The sequence below is a fragment of the Halomarina rubra genome, from assembly GCF_023699475.1.
In the GTDB taxonomy this organism is placed as follows: domain Archaea; phylum Halobacteriota; class Halobacteria; order Halobacteriales; family Haloarculaceae; genus Halomarina; species Halomarina rubra.
The window spans coordinates 221,777-237,831 of the sequence record NZ_JALXFV010000002.1 but is presented as its reverse complement, the minus strand read 5'-3'; the positions used below and the strand labels follow the sequence as shown (position 1 = coordinate 237,831).

Sequence of the window (16,055 nt, the reverse complement as noted above, 5' to 3'; positions counted from 1 at the left end):
AGCGACGTCGACTGATAACGAGCGTGCGAGTTGGTGTCACGCACGCACTGACGGTCCGGACGACAGGTCCGCAGTCGGAGCCGTCGACCTCCGAGCGCTACTCGTCGTCGCCGCGGCGCGTGGCGTACGCGGGGACGGCCAGCAGGAGGAGCATCGCCTCCTCGCCGCGGGGCACCCAGGAGTAGACGTGGTTGAGCATGACGTAGGTGACGACGCCGAGGAAGAGACTCAGCGACCACGAGGCGACGGCGATACGGCCGACGCGGGCGTGGGCCGTGTTCCGGAGCTCCTCGGGCGTGTGGGTCAAGCCGAGGACGATGGCGTACAGCACCACGGGCACCGCGAGCACGCTCAGGAGGATGTGGATGGCGAGCATCACGAGGTAGAGCGGTTCGATGACGCCGGCGTACCCCGCGAGGAACTGGCCCTCGCGGACGACGAACGACTTCTCGAAGCCGCCCCCGACCTTCCAGAGGTAGAGGACGAGGAACAGACAGATGAGTCCGAACGCGGTCAGCATCGCAGCGCGGTGTCTCCGGACCTCGCCGCGCCGGATGAGCCACCAGCCGACGAGCAGCGCGGTCAGCGCCAGCGAGTTGACGACGGCGATGAGGTCGGAGAACAGGATGACCGTCTCGCGCGAGAGTTCCGGGAACAGCGGGATGACGCCCGCGAACGCACCGAGGACGAGTGCGTAGCCGACGACGGAGAGCACCGCGGTGACGGCACGGGGGTACTCCTTGAGGACGCTCTCGGAGGAGGCAGTTGCCATACGTTCCCTCCGACCGGGGGAAGTATGGCCGCTTCGCTTCCGGTCGCCCCGCGGCCAGACCGCACGCTCGACGGTCGGACCTCGCGACTCGATGACCCTTAGTCGGTTCGTTAGAGTCAATGTCCCACCCCGTGAACCGGGTGCCATGAGCGCAGACGCTGACCAGCGGACCATCCGCTGCCTCGTAGCGAAAGTCGGACTCGACGGCCACGACCGCGGCGCACACGTCATCGCCCGCGCGTTCCGCGACGCCGGGTTCGAGGTCATCTACTCCGGTCTCCACCGCTCGCCGGACGAGGTCGTCCAGGCCGCCGTCCAGGAGGACGTCGACGTGCTGGGCATCTCCATCCTCTCGGGCGCGCACAACACGCTCGTCCCGAAGATTCTGGAGGGTCTCGACGAGTACGACGCGCTCGACGACACGCTCGTCGTCGTCGGCGGCATCATCCCCGAGGACGACCGCCCCGAACTGAAGGAGGCCGGGGTCGGCGGCATCTTCGGCCCCGGCGCGTCGATGGAGGAGGCCGTCGAGTTCGTCCGCGAGAACGCCCCACAGCGCGACTGATGGGCGACCTCATCGACGACCTGCTCGCGGGCAAGCACCGAGCGCTCGCCCGCGCCATCACGAAGATAGAGAACCGCTCGCCGGGCTATCGCGACCTCGTCAGCGACCTCTACCAGCACACCGGCGACGCCGACGTCATCGGCATCACCGGGTCGCCGGGGGCGGGGAAGTCGACGCTCGTCGACAAACTCGCGAAGACCTACCGCGACGAGGGCCTCACCGTGGGCGTCATCGCCATCGACCCCTCCTCGCCGTTCACCGGCGGGTCCGTGCTCGGCGACCGTATCCGCATGGCGTCGGTGTCGGGCGACATGGACGTGTTCTTCCGCTCGATGAGCGCCCGAGGCAGCCTCGGTGGCCTCTCGACGGCGACGGCGGACGCCGTGAAGGCCCTCGACGCCTTCGGCAAGGACAAGGTCATCGTCGAGACCGTCGGTGCGGGTCAGAACGAGATAGACATCGTGAAGACCGCAGACACGGTCGCCGTCCTCGTCCCGCCGGGGAGCGGCGACGACGTCCAGATGCTCAAGGCGGGCATCCTCGAGATCGGCGACGTGTTCGTGGTCAACAAGGCCGACCTCCCCGGTTCGGACCGCACCGTGATGGAACTGCGCGAGATGATCGACACGCGCAACGACTACACCCAGACCGCCGAGCACCACGACGCGGACGCCGCCAGCGAGGCCGCCGCCGTCGAGGCGATGGCGCGCGAGACCGACGACGAGGGCTGGACCCCGCAGGTCGTCGAGACGGTCGCCGAGGACGGCACGGGCGTCGAGGGCCTCATCGAGACGCTCGCGAACCACGCGACGTACCTCGAGGAGTCCGGCAAGGGCGAGGAGCGCGCCCGCCAGCGCTACGCCGAGGAGATTCGGACCCTGCTCCGCGAGGACGTCAACCAGTTGGTCGCGGGCGAACTGCGCTCGCGTGGCGGCATCGACGAGTACGTCGAACGGGTCCTCGACCGCGAGACCGACCCGTACGCCGTCGCCGACGAACTCGTCGCGCCCATCGAGGACTGCGTCGAGGCCGAGCGCGACGGCTGAGCTACGGACGACGCGTTCGTTGCCCACCGGAACCTGTCTTCGCGTGGACAGGGGTTAAGCGCCCGACGGTCGTACGGACCGCCATGCGCCTTCGCAACCTCCTCTACGGTGCGGTCGCCGGCCTCGGCGTGACCGCCGCGACGAACCGCGTCCTCGCCGGACAGGCGTCGACACCACACACGCCGCTCGGCCGCGCGACCCAGACGTACCGCTGGCGCGGGTTCGACGTCTCCTACACGGAGGCGGGCGACCCCGACGACCCGGACCTCGTCTTGCTCCACGGCGTCAACGCGGCCGGCTCCTCCGCGGAGTTCGTCCCCGTCTTCGACGCGCTGGCCGAGGACTACCACGTCCTCGCACCGGACCTGCCGGGGTTCGGTCTCTCGGACCGGCCGCCGCTGATGTACTCGGCGTCGCTGTACGAGACGTTCGTCACCGACTTCCTGCGCGACGCGGCGACCGACGCCACCGTCGTCGGGTCGTCGCTCACCTCGGCGTACGTCGCGACGGCCGCCACGAACGACGCCGTCGACGTGCGCGAACTCGTGCTCGTCTGCCCGACGGCGACGACGATGCCCGGCCGCCGGACGTGGCTGCGTTCGCTGCTCCGCTCGCCGCTGGTCGGCGAGGGAATCTTCAACCTGCTGGCGAGCGAACGCTCGCTCCGGTACTTCCAGGCCGACCACGGGTTCGCCGACACCTCCAACGCCGACGACGAGTGGCTGGAGTACCGCTGGCAGCTCACCCACCAGCCCGGTGCGCGGTTCGCACCCGCGTCGTTCGTCAGCGGCTTCCTCGATTCGGACCTCGACCTCGGGGAGACGCTCGCGGGTCTCGACGTTCCCACCACGCTCGTCTGGGGGCGTGACGCCGACATCCTCCCCGTCGAGGGGGGCCACGACCTCGCTGAGGTCGCCGACGCCCGCCTCGTGGTGTTCGACGACGCGTTGCTGCTGCCACACTACGAACACCCCGCGGAGTTCGCCGCACTCGTCCGTGGGGAAGTGGTCGACGACCTGGAGTACGTCGAAGCGTGAGTGGACGCTGCAGATAACCAGCGGGTCGTCTATCAACCGTTTCGACCGACACGCTCGATGCACGAGCGTGAGCGAGTGGGAATCAGCCACTGCGTAGATTGCCGGTAATGATAGACACAGAGCGTGCGTCTATCAGAACTTGTCGTCAATATCGAACTGGCTCTCTTCTTCGAGAGCGAGAGGGGTTCCGCGTGATTCTGTACTGTGGAGACAAAGCGATTGTGCGCCATCCTCTGCGTAAAACTCCTCGACGGTCGCCTCGGCACCGAGTTGCATCTCGTTGAACTCGGAGCGTTGTACCACTCCATTCATGCCATCTTTCTCCTCACCACGTTCGAGCCCGACGATGTATTCGATGTCGGAGAATCGCTGTGTTAGTGGCTCGTGTTGCTGGTCTGTGACCGAGAGACGGATGGACTCTGAATCGATTGTAACGTACTGTGGGTCGTACTCGACAATCGCTCGACGACCGCCCCCGCCAGTCACGAAGATTGCCAGACTCGCCCAGTAGGGCTGACCGCTGCTCGTCGGCTCAGCGACGTTGAGTGTCTTTCTGAACACAGTCCCAACTTCCCGGTCGAAGTAGCCAGAACAGCCAGCGAGACCCACAATTCCAGCAGTGGCGAATCCAGCGAGATAGTCGCGGCGGGAGGGCATAGTTTCAGCTTCGTGTGTCGGTGTATATGCTTTTGGAGAGTACTGTTAGACTCGCGGCACGGGTCTTTCAGCTGAACCACACAGAACCAGGCTGGAATCAACCTCGATCACTGATTGCCGCCTTTGATAGACAGAGAGCGTGCGTCTATCAGCAGGAGGTCTAACCTCTCGCGGTCTTGCCAGTTTCGTCGTGCTACGTACAGGGCGCGAGTCGGTCACCGATTCGGTTCTCGATGTGGGCTACTTGAGCGGGGCAACGGTGCCGTGTTACTAATGCTAGGTTAGTCTCGCTGCATACGAAGAACCTCAGAATGAACGCCATTCGTCTCTTGCCAGTACGTCTCCACGCGCTCAAATCCGAGGCACTCGTACGCCGAGATGGCCCGCTCGTCGAATGTTGCAACTCGGAGCTCGACGGAATCGGCGTCGTATGTCTCACGAGCGAACTCGAGGCCTGCCTCGATGAATTCGTACCTCGCGGCGGAAGTGCTGTTGCTCACCGATACAGGGGTCGAAAGAGTCGGCGGCATCGAGTCCCGGAAGGGGCTGTTCCCGAGGAAGTCAGAACGCGCCTTCGCCGAGCACTTCGAGCAGTTCAGCGCTCCCTTGGTCGGCGCCCGCGTCGAAGTCTGTGACGCGGACGCGGACTCTGGTGTCGGGTTCCACCGTCTCCCCGGGGAGCGAGAGGACGGTGTCTCCGACCCGAACGAGCGAGTGGCCGTTCAGACCGGTGACGAACGCCTCGAACTCTTCGCCCACCTCGAAGGCCGGGGTGTTCGAACGGAAGCCGAAACCGGCGAGGAACTGCTTCATACTCGGCTCACCTCCTTGCTGCGGCGGTCGGTGACGTACTCGAGTCCGAAGCCGGTGACCGCGGCGAAGACGAACACGCCGAACAGCAGCCAACCGTGGAAGACGAACGGCCAGACCTCGATGGGCGAGACGACCATTTCGGGCGTGAACCACTCGAAAGTGTCGGGCAGGGCCTGTAGCTGGGCGTAACCCACGAGCACACCGCCAGCCCAGGGGAAGATGTACCCGAGTGCCGAGGTGTTGGCGTCGAGGATGTTCGCGCGGCGGTAGCCGTTGATGTTGAAGCGCTGGCCGATGCGGGCGATGTAGGGCGAGATGGCGATCTCGGCGGCGGTGTTGATGGTGATCATCGCGTTGACCATCGCGGTTCCGAGGACCATCGTGAGTTCAGCACGGCGCACCGAGGTCGCGACGCGCTCGAGCAGGAGGTCTTGGATTGCGGCGAAACCGCCGCCACGGATCATCACCTGCGCACCGGCGACGATGAGCAGGACGAGGACGATGAGCGGGAAGAAGCCCTCGGCTCCCGTGTAGATGCTGCCGCCGACCGAGCCGACGAGGTCCGGGTTGTCGGGGATGACGACGAACGGGAGGAACTCGAGACTCCGCGCCGCGGGGTTGTCGGGCGCGAAGAACACGAGGACGTCCGCGACCGACGCGAGGCCGAACACGAGGTTAAACGCGATGGCGGCGATGAGGCCCCACGAGACCGCCTCTATGATGTGACGTCCGCGAACGGCGAGGACGATGACTGTGAGCATCGAGAGCAAGTGAACGAGACCGATGGCCTCGGCCTCCTCACCCAGCAGGGACGCGGCACCCTGGACGGGTGCCCCCGCCATCGCCGACCCGGCGACGAGGTAGGCGACGACCGCGAGGGCCGCCGCGACGAGCGCGTACTTGAAGCGGGAGGCGACGACGCCTCCGATGTCGGCGTCCTGCGTCACCGCCGAGACGATGGTCGTGTCGGAGACCGGCGCGAGGTTGTCACCGAACACCGCCCCCGAGAGGATAGCGCCGAACAGCAGTACGGGGTGGGCACCGAGCGCGACGCCCGCGGGGAAGAACAACGCCGAGAACGCGACCGTGGTCCCGTAGCCGGTGCCGATGCCCGTCGCGAGTAGCGCGGCGAGCAGGAACGTCGCGACGGGGAAGAGCGCCGCGCCGACGTCGAAGGCGTCCGCGGCCCAGACGAGGCCACCGACGAAGCCACCGGCCTGCAGAGTGGCAGCGAACATGCCAGCCCAGAGCCACGCGACCACGGCGGTCGCGGCGACCTTCTGGGTCATCCCCTCGAAGACGACGTTCGCGTAGTCCTTCCAGTCCCCCTTCACGAACAACATCCCGACTGTCAGGGAGATTAGCATCCCTGCAACCAGTCCAGTGGGGTCCCCGATACCGAGAACCCCGGACTGGAAGATCGCCCAAATAATGAACAGTGCGATTGGAAGTGCGCTCATCAGCCGGCCACCACGGAATTCGATGGCCGGAGCCGCGCCGGTGTCGAGCCCGGTGTCGAGCCCGGCTGGTGTGTCGGTGGTACTGTTCGTCATAGCTCTCCGTTCTCAAGGCTTTGACCACCCCCGATAAGTGCACCGCTTTTAAAGGTGATGAAAGAGCAACTAATGCAGCCATTTTAACGATGCCGCGAATGACAATACCGGCCGAATCAACCCTGAGAGTGCGAAACGAACCAGCTATCGGTGCTGCATACAGTCTCTATATTCAGTAGGTCGGTGAAGATATGCACGCAATCTGGTAGGGGTACCGGTGAAAGATTCGCGGCACGTATCTAACAGCTGAGCCACCGCACATCCGTGTGAAACAAACTCGGCGAGCTACCGAGGGGAGCGAACTGACCGGAGCGCTGGCCGGTCGTATCAGCCGACGACACGCGGACGCGTTCGAAGGAAGGTCGCGACTTACCGCGGGTCGAGTGTCAGCACGCGGTCGCCGGTCGTCTCGGTGCGCCCGACGCCGACCCCGACGGTCGTGCCGACCTCGACGGCCGTCGGGTCCGCGACGAACCCGGTGAGTCGCACTTCGCCGAAGTCCGCGACGGCCGTCACGTACGGGGCGTCGTCGGCGAACTGCGGTGTCGCGACGCGGACGACGGTGAACGTCTCGATGGTTCCCGAGTCGGGGAGTGGTTCTTCGGAGAGGTCCTGCGAGCCACAGTGCGGACAGACCCGTCGTGGCGGCAGCGAGCCGTGGCCGTTCGCACACGAGAGGTAGTAGCCAGCCCCCTCCTCGACGGCGTCGAGCAGGTCGTCGAAGCCGTCTTCGCGGGGAGCCTCGGTGTCGTCTCGGCTCATCGGTCCATCACCTCCAGGACGTGGACCGTCGCACTCGCGACCGTGCCACCGGCGTTGTGCGCCAAGCCGACTCGCGGGTCGTCGAGGTCCGACGAACGCGGGTGCGTCCCGCGCAGGAGCTTCGTCAGCGAGGCGATCTGAGCGACCCCCGTCGCGCCGACGGGGTGGCCCTTCGCCTTCAGCCCACCCGAGACGTTGACCGGGAGACGACCGTCGCGGGTCGTCTCGCCGTCGCGGGCGGCCGTGATGCCCGCACCGTCCTCGTAGAAGCCGAGCGCCTCGATGGCGAGCACCTCCGCGATGGTGAAGCAGTCGTGGACCTCCGCGAGGTCGACGTCGTCGGGGCCGATGCCCGCGTCGTCGTAGGCCATCTCGGCGGCCCGTTCGGTGGCGGGCGAGCGCGCCAGCCACTCGCGGTCGTGGAGTGCGAGTTTGTCCCCGCCCTGCCCGCTGCCGGTGATGGAGACCGGAGCGTCCAGGCCCTCGCGCTCGGCGAACTCGTCGCTGACGAGGACGGCCGCGCTCGCGCCGTCGGAGATGGGACAGGAGTCGAACAGCCCCAGCGGGTCCGCGATGCGCGGCGCGTCGAGCGCCTGCTCGACGGTGATGGCGTTGCGGTACTGGGCGTACTCGTTCGGGAGGGCGTTGTCGTGGTTCTTCACCGCGACGTGTGCGAGGTCCTCGACGCTGCCGCCGAACTCCTCGAAGTACGCCTGCGCCATCAATGCGTAGGCGGCGGGGAACGTCATGCCCGCGCGAATCTCGTAGAGGTCGTCGGCGGCGATGGAGAGACCGTCGGTCGCTCCCGCCGTCCCCATGTTCGTCATGCGTTCCATCCCGCCGACGAGCACCACGTCGGCCTCGCCGTTGCGGACGGTCTTGACGGCCTCGCGGACCGCGACGCCCGAGGAGGCACACGCCGTCTCGAAGCGCGTCGCGGGCGCGTTCACGCCCACCGCCTCGGCCATCAACGGACCCTGATGGCCCTGGTGTTCCGCCAGTTCGCCCATGAAGTTCCCGAAGAACAGGTGTTCGACGGCCGGCGGGACGACACCCGCATCGTCGAGCGCAGCCAACCCAGCCTCCGCGAAGAGGTCGCGGCCGGTCCGGTCGGGCATGCGACCGAACGGCGTCAGACCGACCCCCGCGATTCGTACCTCTGACATGTGCTGACGTACTCGGTTGCGCCGTAAATGTCTGCCGTGAGTCGACGCGAGAGCGCACGACCGAGCGGTTTACGACGTTGTGTAATTATCACCTAACACCTAACAGTGGCCGGGGAATCGCCGGTCGAGCCTCGACTCACATCCCCATGTCCGCCGCGGCGTCGGGCACTGGCAGGTCGTTCACCCCGACACCGAGTAGCTCCGCGACGTGGTCGAGCGCCATGTCGAATCCGTAGTAGCGTTCGAGTTCGTCGCCGTCGGCGGTCGGCCGCACCTTCAACATCGCGTATCCCTCGACGTTCTGGGCGACGGCCGCGGTTCGTCCGTCGCGGTCGTAGCTCAACACGCGCTCGGCGTCGGTCTCCTCGTAGCGTGCGGTGATGCCGTTGGCCTCGGCGGTGTCCGTGGCGTCGTGCTCGTCGGTCGCGTCGGCGTCGCTCATACCACCCGTTCGCACGCCACCCCGTCGTCTCTGTCGGTTCCAGGCCGGGCCCGACGTCCGCCTACGAACCACAACCGACGAGTCCTCCGCGACCGACCGGCGGGTATGCGCTGGCTGGAATCCGGCACCCGACGGGACATGTGCGTCGCCCTCCTCGCACTCGGGGAGGCACGCGGCCCGGAGCTGAAACGCCACCTCGAACGCCACTACGACGACCGCCTCGACTCCAAGCGGTTCTACGACCGCCTCTCGGCGCTCGAGACGTCGGGCCACGTCGAGCGACACGTCGACGGTCTGGACGACGTCTACTCGCTGACCGAGCGTGGCGAACGGGGCGTCCGCGCACAGCAGCAGTGGCTCGCCGACTGTGTGGAGACTGCCGAGGGAGACGAGGAGTAGCCGGACGGGGAATCAGTTCGCGGCCGCCTCGTCCATCATCGCTGCCATCGCCTCCTCGTCCATCTCGTGCGGTTCGACGAGGTCGAAGACGTTGCCGTAGCGGTCCTCGAACCGCGCCTCGACACCCCACGGGTTGTCCTCGGGTTCGCCGTGGAACTCGACGCCCGCCTCGCGCAACCGGTCGTACTCCGCCCGGCAGTCGTCGGTTCCGAGGACGAACGCGACGTAGCCGGGCACCTGCGCCCCGACTCGCTCGCGTTGCTCGTCGGTCTCCGGTTCCATCAGTGAGAACTGCGGGAGTTCCTGCGCACCGGGCGAGACGGTCAGCCAGCGGCCCATCTCCCCCATGTCCACGTCGTCTCTCTCGTGGAACCCCAGTACGTCGGTGTAGTACGCGAGCGCCTCGTCGAGGTCGTCGACCAGCAGCGTCACGTGCGAAAGTTCACCAATCATGGCCAGCTATCTGTTGGTCGTTTGAGGGTATGAACCTGTGCCGAGCGAGCAGAGCGGAACTGAACGTGAACCGCGTCGCCAGCCTCACGTCGCCCAGCGAACGCCGACAGCGAGAACCGCGACCGTCACACAGACCGCGACGGTGAACAGTCCGAGCAGTGGCGTCGGCACCGACCGTCCGAGGAGAAACAGTGTGACTGCGAGCGCGAACGCCACGACGGGCGCGAGTTTCCAGCCCAGTACCGCCCGCAAGAGCGCCATCGACTCAGTTCAGCAACTGCGCGGCGATGGTGTTGCGGAGCACCTCGCTGGTACCCTCGTAGATCTCGTTGAGTTTGGCGTCGCGGTAGAACCGCTCGGCGGGGAAGTCTTTGGTGTAACCGTAGCCGCCGTGAATCTGGATACCCTCGTTGGCGACCTCACGGGAGACCTCGCTGGCGTACAGTTTCGCCTGTGCGGCCTCCTTGATGAAGTCCTCGCCGCGGATCTTCTTGTCGGCGGCCTGGTGCATCAGCAGGCGGGCGGCGCTGGTCTTGGTGTCCATGTCGGCCAGTTTGTGCTGGATGGCCTGGAACCCGCTGATGGGCTGGTCGAACTGCTCGCGCTCCTGAGAGTACGCCAGCGCCTCGTCGAGGGCGGCCTGTGCGATACCGACACCGCGGGCGGCGATGGTGATGCGGCCGCCGTTGAGCGTCTTGAGGGCGTGGACGAACCCGCGACCCTCCTCACCGAGACGGCGGTGTTCGGGGATGCGCAGGTCGTCGAAGCGCAGTTCGGCGGTCGGACAGCCCTTGTCGCCGAGTTTGTCCTCCGTCCCCTCGACGATGAACCCGTCGTCCTCCTCGGGACGGACGATGAACGAGGAGATGCCCTTGTTGCCGGCGTCGGGGTCGGTCTTGGCGAACAGCGTCACCGTGTCGGCCTCCGAGCCGTTCGAAATCCACAGTTTGTTGCCGTTGATGACGTACTCGTCGCCCTCTTTCTCGGCGGTGGTCCCCATCGCGGGCACGTCGCTGCCGGCCTGGGCCTCCGAGAGCGCGAACGCACCGATGTCCGTCCCCTCGGCGAGCGGCGTGAGGTACTCCTGTTTCTGCTCCTCGTTCCCGAACTCGTAGAGCATGTTCCCAGCCAGCGAGATGTGGGCGGCGACGATGGTTCCCACGCCGCCCGACCCGCGGGCGATCTCGGAGAGACCCAGTGCGTAGGAGTGGTAGTCGAGGCCCGCACCGCCGTACTCCTCGGGGAACGGCATCCCCATCAGACCGAGGTCGCCCATGTCGGCGACGAGGTCGTGGGGGAACTCGTCGTCGTGGTCGATGTCCGCCGCACGAGGGACGATCTCCTCGTCGACGAACTCCGAGACCATCTCCTTGATCTGCTTCTGCTCGGGCGAGAGGCTGAAGTCCATACCCGGCATCCGGGCTATCCGGACTTCATTGTTGGCATCACCGCCGAAAATCGTGTCTCCGTTCGCGACGGTCTACCGGCTCTTCTGGTAGAGTCGGATGGCGAGTTCGAGCACCACGCCGACCCAACTGAACCGGTAGGCGAGCACCGCCGCGCCCGCGAGCATCGCCGCGACCTGCTTGTTCCCGCGATACAGTGCCAGTCCAGCCTCCGCGAGCATCGACAGCGCGCTCAGCGTCCGCGTGTTCTTGCTCGACAGGATGTCGGTCAGACTCATGTCCGTGACCTCGGGTGGTGGTCGCAAAAGGTCGCGGCCCGCGTGTGCCGGGACCGACCCGTACAGACCCCCGTCGCTCGCCCGCGCTCACAGTCGCTTCTCGTAGTAGAGGACGTCGACGCCCCACTCCGGGAGCGGGTGGCGATCGACCAGTTCGTAGCCAAGTGACTCGAGCGTCCGGTTGCGATTCGAGAGGTGTTCGTTGGTGTCGAGCGTGAGACGGTCGTACCCTCGAAGGTCGGCCAGACGTTCGAGTTCGACGAGGATACGGGCGAACGCGTCGCTGTCGCGCCACGTCGGGAGGACGCGACCGCGCTTCAGACCGGCCGTCGCCTCGTCTTCGGGGAGGAACCCCCCTGTCGCGACGACCGTCCCGCCGTGTTCGGCGACGAGGAAGTCCCCCGACCCGAGGTAGTGCCGCTCGACGTCGTGGAGGTCGGTCGCCCACGCCGACGAGAAGAACGGCATCGCATCGGAGAGGTCCCGCACGTGGACGTCCCACACCGCCGCTGCGTCGGTCGGACGGTACCGTCTGACGGTGAGCGAGTCCATTCCCTCTGGGTTGTCGCGGGAGGCCCAACAGTGTTGTGCCGGGTGTAACAACCCACCTCAGAGCGACCGCTCGAACACCACGCCGTCCGCCGCCGCGTCATCAGTGGCCGCGTGACGCTCCTCGTACCCGAGCGACCGGTAGAACGCCTGGGCGGCCGCGAGGGCCGGTTCCGTGTGCAGTGTCATCCGCTCGAACCCCCGGCGACGGGCGCGGTGTTCGAGGTCCCGGACCAGCGTCTTCCCGTAGCCACGACGCTGGGCGGAGGGGTCGACCCGGAGACTCCGGAGTTCGGCCGTTCGAACCGTGTCGGTCTCGATCGCGTCGTCTCGGGTACCACCGTCGTCGACCGGGAGGAACCCACCGATGGCGACGACCCGGCCGTCCGTGGTCTCCGTCTCCGCTCGACCGTCGCGCTCGGTCACCACGCCGACGAGGAACTCCCCACCAGCGTCGAGGAACGTCTCGGGAACGTGTCTGAGATAGCGGTTGTACCACGGGAAGAACTCCATCGGCGAGGCGCGGAACGCGCGGTCGTGGACCGTCCAGACGGCGTTCTCGTCGGGCGGTTCGTACCGGCGCACGTGGAGGGGCGGCGTCATACGAGCGGACCCACCGCCGACGAGGAGAAAACGGTTCGGGAGCCGTGTCACCCCGTCGCGGTTGGAGCCAGGTCGCCCGCTACTCGTAGTCGTAGAAGCCGCGACCGGTCTTCTTCCCGAGGTCGCCGGCGTCGACCTTCCGCTTGAGGAGGTAGGCGGGTTTGTAGCGGTCGCCCAACTCCTCGTACAGCGTCCGGGTCGCGTCGAGACAGATGTCGAGGCCGATGTGGTCGGCGAGCTGGAGCGGCCCCATCGGGACGTTCGTCCCGAGTTTCATCCCGCGGTCGATGTCCTCCTTCGTGGCGACGCCCTCGTCGAACGCCCGGACACCCTCGTTTATCCACGGCATGAGGATACGATTGGAGACGAAGCCAGGTTTGTCGTCGGACTCCCAGGTCTCCTTGTCGAGCGCCTCGGCGAACTCGTGGGCCAACGCGGTCACCTCGTCGCTGGTGTGCTCGCCGGTGACGACCTCGACGCCCTTCATGACCGCAACCGGGTTCATGAAGTGGAGTCCGACGACGAGTTCTGGTCGCTCGGTGGCGCTCGCGATGGTCGTGATGGAGAGCGTCGAGGTGTTGGTCGCGAGGACGACGTCCTCAGGAACCGCGTCGTCGAGGTCCGCGAAGATGTCCTGCTTGATGTCCATGTTCTCGACGGCCGCCTCGACGACGAGGTCACAGTCCGCGAGGTCGGACAGTTCGGTGGTTCCGGTCAGGCGCTCGCGGGCCGCGTCGGCCTCCTCGCGGGTGAGTTTCTCGGAGCCGACGAGGCGGTCGAGCGAGTCCTCGATGTTCTCGAACCCGCGGTCGAGGTACTCCCGTTCGATGTCCCGGACGACGACGTCGTAACCCTGCTGGGCGCACACCTGTGCGATGCCGCCACCCATGGTGCCCGCGCCGACGACGCCGATACGCTCGATGGAGTCGAATCCACGCATACTCGTCGCTCTCCGCGCGGTGGGTAAAACGTGCCGCTCTCTCGGTGCCGGGACGGTCAACGGTTGAGAGCGACGGCACGGCGAGGAGAGGTGGCCGACGTCAGACCAGCGCGGAGAGTTCGCCCAGGGACTCGATACGGTGGGTCGGTTCGCACTCCGGAACCTCGTCGTCGCGGACGACGAGCGCGGAGTCGACACCGGCGTTCGCGGCGGCCTCGATGTCCACCGCCGAGTCGCCGACGTACAGCGCGTCGCGAGTGCCCAGGTCGTCGAGCGCCGCGTCGAGGTAGTGGGGGTCGGGTTTCATCCGGCGCAGTCCCTCGGGGGTGTAGGGGTTGCCGTAGACGGCGTCGAAGCGCTCTTCGATGCCGAAGAATCGCAGGATGAACCGGATGGTCTCGTGCTGGTTGTCGCTGACGAGACCCAGCCGGGCGTTCAGGTCCCAGAGGGTGCTGGCGTCGTCGTACAGCGTCCGGAGGCCGTCGCGCATCTCGCGTTTCTGTTCGCGGACGGCGTGTGCGGCCGCCTCGTAGCAGAACGTGCCGGCGTCGATACGGTGTTCGGCACACAGCGTTCGGATGGCCTCGACGTTGCCCGCGACGAGCGCTCGGACCTGCTCGCCCGACGGCGCGGAGAGGTCGAAGCTCTGGAAGGTCCGCTCTGCGGCCCGCCACATCGTCTCGCGTTTGGGGAGCTCCGTGAGCACCCCGTCGTTGTCGAGGACGACTGCGGCGTAGGTCACGCGCGCACCTCGTCGTCGCTCTCGGTCATGGAACGTGGGATGGGTCTCCCACATATGAATCTGTCCGAACGCGCACGACGACTGTCAGACGCCTCGAACAGTGTGTGAGGCTGTCTGTCGTGCGCTCAGTGTAGCGACTGTCAGCGGACGGGAACGACGCGGACGGTGTACCAACAGTAAAATAGGCCGTCGATGAACACCCACCCGCATGATTCCTATCGACGATTCGCCGCTCTGTCGCGACGGCAAGGTGCTCATCCTCGCGTTCGACCACGGCCTCGAACACGGCCCGGTCGACTTCACGGGACTGCCCGAGAGCGCCGACCCCGAGCGAACCTTCGAGGCGGCGACCCACCCTGCCGTCACCTCCATCGCCGTCCAGAAGGGTATCGCCGAGGCGTACTACCCCTCCTACGAGGACGACGTCGACCTCCTGATGAAGCTCAACGGGACGTCGAACCTCTGGATGGGCGAACCCGACAGCGCCGTCAACTGCTCGGTCGACTACGCCGCCGAGGTCGGAGCGTCCTCCATCGGGTTCACCGTCTACGGTGGCTCGAACCACGAGATCGAGATGGTCGAGGAGTTCCGCGACGCACAGGAAGCCGCCCGCGAGTACGGTCTCCCCACCGTGATGTGGTCGTACCCGCGCGGCCAGGGTCTGAAGAACGACACCAGCGAGGACACCATCGCCTACGCCTCCCGCCTCGCGCTCGAACTCGGCGCGGACGTCGCGAAGGTGAAGTACCCCGGTAGCAAGGAGGGGATGGAACACGCCGTGCGCATGGCCGGCCCGACGAAGGTCGTCATGTCCGGCGGGTCGAAGACGACCGACCGCGAGTTCCTCCAGTCCGTCAAGGCCGTCATGGACGCTGGTGGGAAGGGTCTCGCCGTCGGCCGCAACGTCTGGCAGCGTGAGGACCCCACCGCACTCCTCGACGCGCTCGAAGCGGTCATCTTCGAGGGTGCCTCCGTCGACGCCGCCCTCGAATGAGCGCCGACCACGCGACGACCGACCACCCGGTCGTCGACGCGGTGTTCGAGACGGTCGCCAGCACCGCACCCGAGGTCCGCGAGAGCCTCGTCGGTCGCCGCAGCTACGAGGAGGGGGAGAACCCCTCGGGCGAGCAGCAACTGGAGGCAGACATATTCGCGGACCAGCTGTTCGAGGAAGCGCTCCTCGCGCTGGAGGGTGTGGGCAGCTACGCCAGCGAGGAACGCGACGACGTCGTCGAAGCGGACGAGCAGAGCGACGAGGACTACCACCTCGCGCTCGACCCGCTCGACGGCTCTTCGAACGTCAAGTCGAACAACGCGATGGGGACCATCGTCGCCGTCTTCGACGAGCCACTGCCCGCTGGCGGTGACGCGCTCGTCGCCGCGGGCTACGTGCTGTACGGCCCGCTGACGACGATGGTCGTCGCCTGCGACGAGCAGGTCTCGGAGTACACCGTCGTCGACGGCGAACGGACGGTCAACGAGGACGAGTTGACGCTCCCCGAGGAGCCCACCGTCTACGGCTTCGGTGGCCGCGTCCCCGAGTGGACCGACGACTTCGCGGGCTACGTCGGTCTCGTCGAGGACGAACTGAAGCTGCGCTACGGCGGCGCGATGATCGGCGACGTGAACCAGGTGCTCACCTACGGCGGTGTCTTCGGCTACCCCGGTCTGCGCCACCGTTCGGAAGGGAAGCTCCGACTGCTGTTCGAGGGCATCCCCATCGCCGCCATCGTCGAGGCGGCTGGTGGTCGCTCCAGCGACGGGGACGGCTCGCTGCTGAAGAAGACGCCCGAGGCGCTCCACGAGCGGACGCCGGTGTTCGTCGGCAACGACGAGTTCGTCGAGCGACTCGAACTCGCACTGGAGTAGTCG

21 protein-coding genes are annotated in these 16,055 nt (G+C 66.7%); 6 read left to right on the top strand and 15 right to left on the bottom strand.

Annotated features, from left to right (window positions below; genetic code table 11):
• Positions 1-97 precede the first annotated feature (97 nt).
• Entirely contained in the window at positions 98-772 is a 675-nt protein-coding gene (locus tag M1L36_RS02480) for a DUF420 domain-containing protein (protein WP_250872133.1), read from the bottom strand.
• A 145-nt stretch (positions 773-917) separates the two neighbouring features.
• Between M1L36_RS02480 and M1L36_RS02475 the strand changes: the two genes are divergently transcribed.
• The 3 genes from M1L36_RS02475 (at position 918) to M1L36_RS02465 (ending at position 3,420) form a co-directional block, all read left to right on the top strand.
• Positions 918-1,337, top strand: a complete 420-nt coding sequence (locus M1L36_RS02475) for a cobalamin B12-binding domain-containing protein (RefSeq protein ID WP_250872132.1) — start codon at positions 918-920, stop codon at positions 1,335-1,337.
• Entirely contained in the window at positions 1,337-2,383 is a 1,047-nt protein-coding gene (gene meaB / locus M1L36_RS02470) for a methylmalonyl Co-A mutase-associated GTPase MeaB (protein ID WP_250872131.1), read from the top strand. Before M1L36_RS02475 ends, meaB begins: the two co-directional genes overlap by 1 nt.
• Positions 2,384-2,466: 83 nt before the next feature.
• Positions 2,467-3,420, top strand: coding sequence for an alpha/beta fold hydrolase (locus M1L36_RS02465; protein WP_250872130.1), 954 nt, complete (start codon positions 2,467-2,469; stop codon positions 3,418-3,420).
• 132 nt (positions 3,421-3,552) lie between these two features.
• Here M1L36_RS02465 and M1L36_RS02460 read toward each other — a convergent pair whose 3' ends face one another.
• The 6 genes from M1L36_RS02460 to M1L36_RS02435 all read right to left on the bottom strand — a co-directional run bounded on the left by M1L36_RS02460 (position 3,553) and on the right by M1L36_RS02435 (position 8,813).
• A complete protein-coding gene (locus M1L36_RS02460) occupies positions 3,553-4,077 on the bottom strand; it encodes a hypothetical protein (protein WP_250872129.1) in 525 nt (174 codons plus the stop codon).
• Between the two features lie 561 nt (positions 4,078-4,638).
• Positions 4,639-4,890 carry a DUF7513 family protein gene (locus M1L36_RS02455; protein WP_250872128.1) on the bottom strand — a complete coding sequence of 84 codons (252 nt, stop codon included), beginning with the start codon at positions 4,888-4,890 and terminating at the stop codon, positions 4,639-4,641.
• Positions 4,887-6,443 carry a Na+/H+ antiporter NhaC family protein gene (locus tag M1L36_RS02450; RefSeq protein ID WP_250872127.1) on the bottom strand — a complete coding sequence of 519 codons (1,557 nt, stop codon included), beginning with the start codon at positions 6,441-6,443 and terminating at the stop codon, positions 4,887-4,889. Before M1L36_RS02450 ends, M1L36_RS02455 begins: the two co-directional genes overlap by 4 nt.
• Positions 6,444-6,812: 369 nt before the next feature.
• Complete coding sequence (locus M1L36_RS02445; RefSeq protein ID WP_250872126.1) at positions 6,813-7,205, bottom strand: Zn-ribbon domain-containing OB-fold protein; 393 nt, start codon at positions 7,203-7,205, stop codon at positions 6,813-6,815.
• On the bottom strand, positions 7,202-8,371 hold the full coding sequence (locus M1L36_RS02440; RefSeq protein WP_250872125.1) for a thiolase domain-containing protein: 1,170 nt from the start codon (positions 8,369-8,371) through the stop codon (positions 7,202-7,204). Before M1L36_RS02440 ends, M1L36_RS02445 begins: the two co-directional genes overlap by 4 nt.
• 136 nt (positions 8,372-8,507) lie before the next feature.
• A complete protein-coding gene (locus M1L36_RS02435) occupies positions 8,508-8,813 on the bottom strand; it encodes a DUF7111 family protein (protein ID WP_250872124.1) in 306 nt (101 codons plus the stop codon).
• Between the two features lie 105 nt (positions 8,814-8,918).
• On the opposite strand from M1L36_RS02435, the gene M1L36_RS02430 reads away from it, so the two are divergent.
• Positions 8,919-9,212: a helix-turn-helix transcriptional regulator gene (locus tag M1L36_RS02430; RefSeq protein WP_250872123.1), complete on the top strand. Its 294-nt coding sequence runs from the start codon at positions 8,919-8,921 to the stop codon at positions 9,210-9,212.
• A 12-nt stretch (positions 9,213-9,224) separates the two neighbouring features.
• On the opposite strand, the gene M1L36_RS02425 is transcribed toward M1L36_RS02430, so the two are convergent.
• The 8 genes from M1L36_RS02425 to M1L36_RS02390 form a co-directional block, all read right to left on the bottom strand.
• A complete protein-coding gene (locus tag M1L36_RS02425) occupies positions 9,225-9,665 on the bottom strand; it encodes a VOC family protein (protein WP_250872122.1) in 441 nt (146 codons plus the stop codon).
• 84 nt (positions 9,666-9,749) lie between these two features.
• A complete protein-coding gene (locus M1L36_RS02420; protein ID WP_250872121.1) occupies positions 9,750-9,926 on the bottom strand; it encodes a hypothetical protein in 177 nt (58 codons plus the stop codon).
• Positions 9,927-9,930: 4 nt separating this feature from the next.
• Positions 9,931-11,073, bottom strand: coding sequence for an acyl-CoA dehydrogenase (locus M1L36_RS02415; RefSeq protein ID WP_250872120.1), 1,143 nt, complete (start codon positions 11,071-11,073; stop codon positions 9,931-9,933).
• A gap of 72 nt (positions 11,074-11,145) precedes the next feature.
• Positions 11,146-11,349, bottom strand: a complete 204-nt coding sequence (locus M1L36_RS02410; RefSeq protein WP_250872119.1) for a hypothetical protein — start codon at positions 11,347-11,349, stop codon at positions 11,146-11,148.
• 87 nt (positions 11,350-11,436) lie between these two features.
• Positions 11,437-11,901, bottom strand: coding sequence for a GNAT family N-acetyltransferase (locus tag M1L36_RS02405; protein ID WP_250872118.1), 465 nt, complete (start codon positions 11,899-11,901; stop codon positions 11,437-11,439).
• A gap of 57 nt (positions 11,902-11,958) precedes the next feature.
• On the bottom strand, positions 11,959-12,501 hold the full coding sequence (locus M1L36_RS02400; RefSeq protein ID WP_250872117.1) for a GNAT family N-acetyltransferase: 543 nt from the start codon (positions 12,499-12,501) through the stop codon (positions 11,959-11,961).
• A 79-nt stretch (positions 12,502-12,580) separates the two neighbouring features.
• Entirely contained in the window at positions 12,581-13,441 is an 861-nt protein-coding gene (locus M1L36_RS02395) for a 3-hydroxyacyl-CoA dehydrogenase family protein (RefSeq protein ID WP_250872116.1), read from the bottom strand.
• A 100-nt stretch (positions 13,442-13,541) separates the two neighbouring features.
• Entirely contained in the window at positions 13,542-14,183 is a 642-nt protein-coding gene (locus M1L36_RS02390; RefSeq protein ID WP_250872115.1) for an HAD family hydrolase, read from the bottom strand.
• Positions 14,184-14,391: 208 nt separating this feature from the next.
• Between M1L36_RS02390 and M1L36_RS02385 the strand changes: the two genes are divergently transcribed.
• Positions 14,392-15,177, top strand: coding sequence for a class I fructose-bisphosphate aldolase (locus tag M1L36_RS02385; protein ID WP_250872114.1), 786 nt, complete (start codon positions 14,392-14,394; stop codon positions 15,175-15,177).
• Positions 15,174-16,052 carry a class 1 fructose-bisphosphatase gene (locus tag M1L36_RS02380; RefSeq protein ID WP_250872113.1) on the top strand — a complete coding sequence of 293 codons (879 nt, stop codon included), beginning with the start codon at positions 15,174-15,176 and terminating at the stop codon, positions 16,050-16,052. Before M1L36_RS02385 ends, M1L36_RS02380 begins: the two co-directional genes overlap by 4 nt.
• Positions 16,053-16,055 lie beyond the last annotated feature (3 nt).